We start from the raw sequence: 5,287 nt of genomic DNA, 5'->3' as shown, positions 1-5,287 counted from the left end.
AACACCATCGGCCGGTGAGGGCCAGAGGAAACGCCCGCGCTCGAGCCGCTTTGTAAAAACACATGCTCCCTGGCCATCATGCCAGATGATGCGAACCAGATTGCCCTTGCGACCCCGGAACACGAACAGATGTCCGCAGTGGGGGTCGCGCTTGAGCACCTCCTGGACCACCAGGGCCAAAGAGTTGAACCCCTTGCGCATGTCAGTGTGGCCGGCCGCCAGCCATACCCGGGTCCCGCTCGGAACCGGGATCATCGGTCCACCACATCGAGCAAACGTCCCAGCGCAAACGGGGCGATATCGGAGCGCACGATCATGCGGCGACCATTGCGCAGCACGATCTCGACAGGACTGGCTGAACCATCCCTGGGCGGCTCTGGTGGAAGGCTGCCATCGCTGGCATGACCCCCAATCCCATCCAAGCGCACCGGATAAAACGAAGGCGCCTCGTTGCCCAGCTGGCCGTCGCGATACGCCTTGCGCCAGGCAAAAAGCAATGGCACCGCAATTCCGTGCCGTCGTGCGGTCGCCGAACCCATTCGCGGGGCCGACAAGCTTTCTTCAACGATCCGGATCTTCTCCGCATCACTGAACCGCCGGCGCCGGCCTGTGTCCACAATCTCGAGCCGCTCAACGCGACTTTTGTCAGTAAGGATATCCATACTGATAGTTTGCTACCAGATCGGCCGCTCAGGCCAAGGCGGCCCTCAACGGAGGCCTACGTAGATGCTGGCATTGCTCACGCCGTGCTTCCGGCACAAATCGGCGACCGGAACCCCCGCCTCGTGCTCCTTGAGGATACCGATAATCTGTTCTTCGCTGAACCTGTTGCGCTTCATCTCTGGTCCTTTTTGATGGGCCAGAGTCTATTTCAAACTGGATTAGCTCCAAGGGGCAACGTCACCAGGAATTGCTCATCGATCCTGCGCATCAGGACAAGGTTGATCTCGGTCTCGCCTTTCGGCGTGTAGTAGAACGAGGAACGCGAGAGCGACAGCAGCGTGCACTGTTTGCCAATCGAGAGAACGGGGTGATCAGGTTCGATCATCCCCCGTCTCACTTCCCGCCCCAGGGCTTGAGCTTTCGTGACAAAAAATCGTTGGCGACAGCCAGTTCTCCGATCTTGGCGTGCAGATCCTTGACCTGTTCATCGTCAATCTCAGGCTTTTTGCGCCCGCCACGTTCGAACACACCCGATGCCCCTTCGAGCAACGCCCGTTTCCATTGGTGGATCATCGTGGGGTGGATTCCGAACCGGCTCGCCAATTCCGATACCGTCTCTTCGCCCTTCAATGCTTCCAGGGCGACCTTCGCTTTGAACTCTGGCGAATGTTGCTTGCGTTTCGACATCTCTGATCTCCATCGTCGAAGACCAGCAGACAACAATTTGTAGCTTACGTCAGTGCCCCAATTTCAGGGAGTAGCTCAGGGTTGGTATGAACGATCAGCTCGAACCCGAAACGTTCTGCCATGGCATCGCGAAACGCGATCATCTCGGCGAAATTCCAGGTGGTATCGATGTGCAGAAGCGGAAACGGGATGCGGCTGGGGTAAAACGCCTTGCGCGCCAGATGCAGCAGGACCGAGGAATCCTTGCCGATCGAATACATCATCACAGGCCGCTCAAAACTCGCAGCAACCTCCCGAAAAATCTCGATGCTCTCAGCCTCAAGACGCGCAAGATGGGAAAGAGCTTTGCCAACATCCCTGAACGCAGTCGGCTCCACATCATTGGCGCTGGCCGGCGGGCAGATTTTTGCAACAAGAGCGCCATCGCCGACGGCCCAGAATTCGCCATTGGCGAAATCGCTGTCATGAGCCTGATTGCGCTTGCCATAGGCAAAAGGGTTTCCGGCCAAATCGAGCACGTGGCCGCCAGCGGCACGAAGAATGGCATCACCTGCGGCCGTGTCCCATTCCATTGTTCGACCAAAGCGCGGATAGATATCGGCGCCGCCCTCAGCGACAAGACAGAATTTGAGCGACGAGCCCACTGAAACGAAGCTGGCAATTTTAAGCTCTGAAAGCCGGCTATCGCCCTTGCCACTGCCATGGGAGCGGCTGCCGACAAGCGTTACCCCTTCTTCGGGGATTTCGCGAACAGTGATCGCAACGGGAGCGACGATTTTACCGTCCTCGACAAGGCCGACCTGGGCACCGTGCTCGCTGCTGCCCCACCAGATGCGTTTGAGCGCTGGCGCAAAAACGACCCCGAGCACCGGAACCCCGTCTTCGACAAGCGCGATGTTGACAGTGAACTCGCCGTTTCGAGCAATGAATTCTTTCGACCCGTCGAGAGGATCAACAAGAAAGAACCGCGACCCGCACTCCGGCGCAATCCCGTTAGCAACGGCTTCTTCGGCAATGATGGGGATATCAGGGAAAGCTTTGGCGAGCCGGTCGATGATGAGTGTTTCAGCCGCTACGTCGGCTTCAGTCAAAGGAGACGCGTCGGCTTTGGTTTCGACCGAAAATTCGCGCCCATAGATCTCGATGATTTTTACGCCAGCGGCGAGAGCGGCCTCGAGCGCCACGGCCAATATCGGGTTGTCCTGCCGGTCAAGGGAAGGGGACGCGGGCGTTTGCTGATCCATGCTGGGGTAGTCCTTTCTCTGGCTTGGCAGTCTGGAGGTCGAAACGCGGGGCAGAGGTCAAACCGGGCGCATCAGGCGCAAATGATCGGAAATGTCCATTGGCGAACAACGGCCGAAGGCCGGGGAATGTTCGCAAACGACCATTTTTGATCGCAAACGTGCACAAAGGGAAGTTGTCGATCGCAAATGTGCGTAGAGACAAGTTGGCGCATGTAAGCGAGCCCCTTTGTCATCGTCGTTTCATGCCGCATTTTTATAGGCCCCGTACCAGTCGACAAATGCCCTTACCCCCCCATCAATACCGATTTGTGGCACAAACCCTGTCAAGGCGTTCAAAAGAGACGCATCGGCAAATGTGGCCACCACATCGCCCTGCTGCATCTCGAGCATGTTTTTGTGCGCGGTCTTGCCCAGCGCTTCTTCGATCGTCGTTATAAAATCGAGCAGCTCGACCGGCTGGCCGCCCGCGATATTGACCACCCGAAAGGGAGCAACCGGAGACAGGGAATCGCTGCCCCCCTCGAATGTGACCGGTTCCCCCTCGAGGGGGATCGTTTCGGTCAGCCGGGCAATGGCTTCGACCAAATCGTCGATATAGGTAAAATCGCGCCGCATCTGGCCATTGCCGTAAACATCGATGGGGCGATCGGCCTCGATCGCATCAACGAATTTAAACAGTGCCATATCGGGGCGCCCCCAGGGGCCATAGACGGTAAAAAACCGAAAACAGGTCGTGGGGATTTTCCACAGATGAGCATAGGAATGGCTCATCGCTTCGCCGGCCTTTTTGGTCGCGGCATAAAGCGAAACGGGGAAATCGGTGCGATCGGTTTCCTTAAACGGCATGTCGGTATTGCCGCCATAGACCGATGAGGTCGAAGCCATCAGAAAGTGTTTGACCGGATGGGCGCGCAGCGCTTCTAAAAGATTGAACGTGCCCGAAAGATTGGCATCGATATAGGTCTGGGGGTGCTCGATCGAATAGCGCACCCCGGCCTGGGCGGCTAAGTGAACAACGATATCGGGAGCAAACGATGCCACAGCGCCTTCGATTGCGCCCTCGTCCTCGAGCATGGCTTGGATAAAGGAAAACCGGTTCGAATAGCGCAAAAGCGCAAGCCGGGCCGTTTTAAGCCGCGGATCGTAATAATCGGTCATCCCATCGAACCCCAAAACCTCGTGGCCATCGGCCAAAAGGCGTTCGGAAAGGTGATAGCCGATAAAGCCCGCGGCGCCGGTCACCAATATCTTCATTGGGCTGCCACACCGTGGGTGTCGAGTTCGGTCACATCCTGGGCCCGTCCGATGGACGAATAGACAAAGCCGGCTGCCTCGACCTCATGGCGACGATAGACATTGCGCAGATCGACAAGGACCGGGGCTGTCATTGCCTTTTTTATCCGATTGAGATCGAGCGAGCGGAACTGGTTCCATTCGGTGACCAGAACCAGACAATCGGCACCATCGGCCGCGTCATAGGCGTCCTTTGCATACTCGACCCCCTCGAGCACGGTTTTTGCCGCCTCCATGCCTTCGGGATCATAGGCGCGCACGATCGCGCCGGCGTCGCGCAGGGCCTGGATGATGGCGATCGAGGGCGCATCGCGCATATCGTCGGTGTTGGGTTTAAAGGTTAGTCCCAAAATACCGATTGTTTTGCCGCGCACGTCCCCGCCACAGGCTGAAATCACCTTGCGGCCCATTGCCCGTTTTCTTTGATCATTGACCGCCACTGTGGTTTCGATCAGACGCAGGGGCGCGTCAAAATCCTGGCCGGTCTTGACCAGAGCCAGTGTGTCTTTTGGAAAGCACGAGCCGCCATAGCCCGGGCCGGCGTTTAAAAACTTTGAACCAATCCGGTTATCGAGCCCGATGCCGCGCGCCACGGCCTGCACGTCCCCGCCGGCCTTTTCGCACAGATCGGCCATTTCGTTGATAAAGGTGATCTTCATGGCCAGAAACCCGTTGGCCGCGTATTTGATCAATTCGGCCGTGCGCCGGCCGGTAAACATTAATGGTGACTGGTTGAGATAGAGCGGGCGATAGACCTCTTCCATGACCGGGCGGGCCCGTTGATCCTCGAGCCCGACAACGATCCGGTCGGGGCGCTTGAAATCCTCGATCGCGGCGCCTTCGCGCAAGAATTCGGGGTTGGAAACGACAACGAAATCAGCATCGGGCCTGGTCTGGGCAATGATGCGCTCGACATCATCGCCGGTGCCCACCGGAACCGTCGATTTGGTAACAATGACGGTAAACCCATCAAGCGCTTTTGCGATATCGGCGGCCGCTGCATGGACATAGGACAGATCGGCGTACCCGTCCCCGCGCCGCGAAGGTGTGCCAACGGCAATAAAGACCACATCGGCGCCCGAAACCGCGCTTGCAAGATCGGTGGTAAAGCTCAGTCGACCCGCTTTGGCGTTTTCGGTCACCAGAGTTTCGAGCCCGGGCTCATAGATGGGGATTTGACCTCTTTCGAGCCGCTCGATCTTTTTTTGGTCGAGATCGACACAGGTCACATCGTGCCCGAAATCGGAAAAACATGCCCCGCTCACAAGGCCCACATAGCCCGCACCGATCATTGTAATGCGCATGGGTCTAGCTCCTTATTGCGCCAAGGAGGGTGTTATAGACCTCCTCGGTCATTTCCTCTGGAGATTTTGTTGCGCCGTTGAGGATGATGTCGGGGT

6 protein-coding genes and 1 pseudogene are annotated in these 5,287 nt (G+C 57.6%); all 7 read right to left on the bottom strand.

Features of this window, described 5'->3' with window-relative positions; genetic code table 11:
* On the bottom strand, positions 1–255 hold a 255-nt coding region (tnpB, locus tag AACZ55_RS15400; protein ID WP_339647515.1), incomplete at its 3' end, for an IS66 family insertion sequence element accessory protein TnpB.
* Positions 252–839, bottom strand: a pseudogene (locus AACZ55_RS15395) (transposase). The gene tnpB and the pseudogene AACZ55_RS15395, both read right to left, overlap by 4 nt.
* Positions 840–871: 32 nt before the next feature.
* Complete coding sequence (locus AACZ55_RS15390) at positions 872–1,048, bottom strand: hypothetical protein (RefSeq protein WP_339647514.1); 177 nt, start codon at positions 1,046–1,048, stop codon at positions 872–874.
* Between the two features lie 8 nt (positions 1,049–1,056).
* The gene (locus AACZ55_RS15385) at positions 1,057–1,350 is read right to left on the bottom strand and encodes a transposase (protein ID WP_339647512.1); all 294 of its coding nucleotides are present in this window, start codon (positions 1,348–1,350) and stop codon (positions 1,057–1,059) included.
* 44 nt (positions 1,351–1,394) lie between these two features.
* Complete coding sequence (gene cysQ / locus AACZ55_RS15380; RefSeq protein WP_339647510.1) at positions 1,395–2,594, bottom strand: 3'(2'),5'-bisphosphate nucleotidase CysQ; 1,200 nt, start codon at positions 2,592–2,594, stop codon at positions 1,395–1,397.
* 240 nt (positions 2,595–2,834) lie between these two features.
* Positions 2,835–3,848 (bottom strand): NAD-dependent epimerase/dehydratase family protein, encoded by a 1,014-nt coding sequence (locus tag AACZ55_RS15375; protein WP_339647509.1) that lies wholly within the window; start codon positions 3,846–3,848, stop codon positions 2,835–2,837.
* Positions 3,845–5,191, bottom strand: a complete 1,347-nt coding sequence (locus tag AACZ55_RS15370) for a UDP-glucose/GDP-mannose dehydrogenase family protein (RefSeq protein WP_339647507.1) — start codon at positions 5,189–5,191, stop codon at positions 3,845–3,847. Before AACZ55_RS15370 ends, AACZ55_RS15375 begins: the two co-directional genes overlap by 4 nt.
* Positions 5,192–5,287: the final 96 nt, after the last annotated feature.

Source organism: uncultured Pelagibacterium sp. (assembly GCF_963972885.1).
Classification (GTDB): domain Bacteria; phylum Pseudomonadota; class Alphaproteobacteria; order Rhizobiales; family Devosiaceae; genus Pelagibacterium; species Pelagibacterium nitratireducens.
Note: the sequence above shows the minus strand (reverse complement) of the source record. Positions and strands in the feature narration are given on the sequence as shown.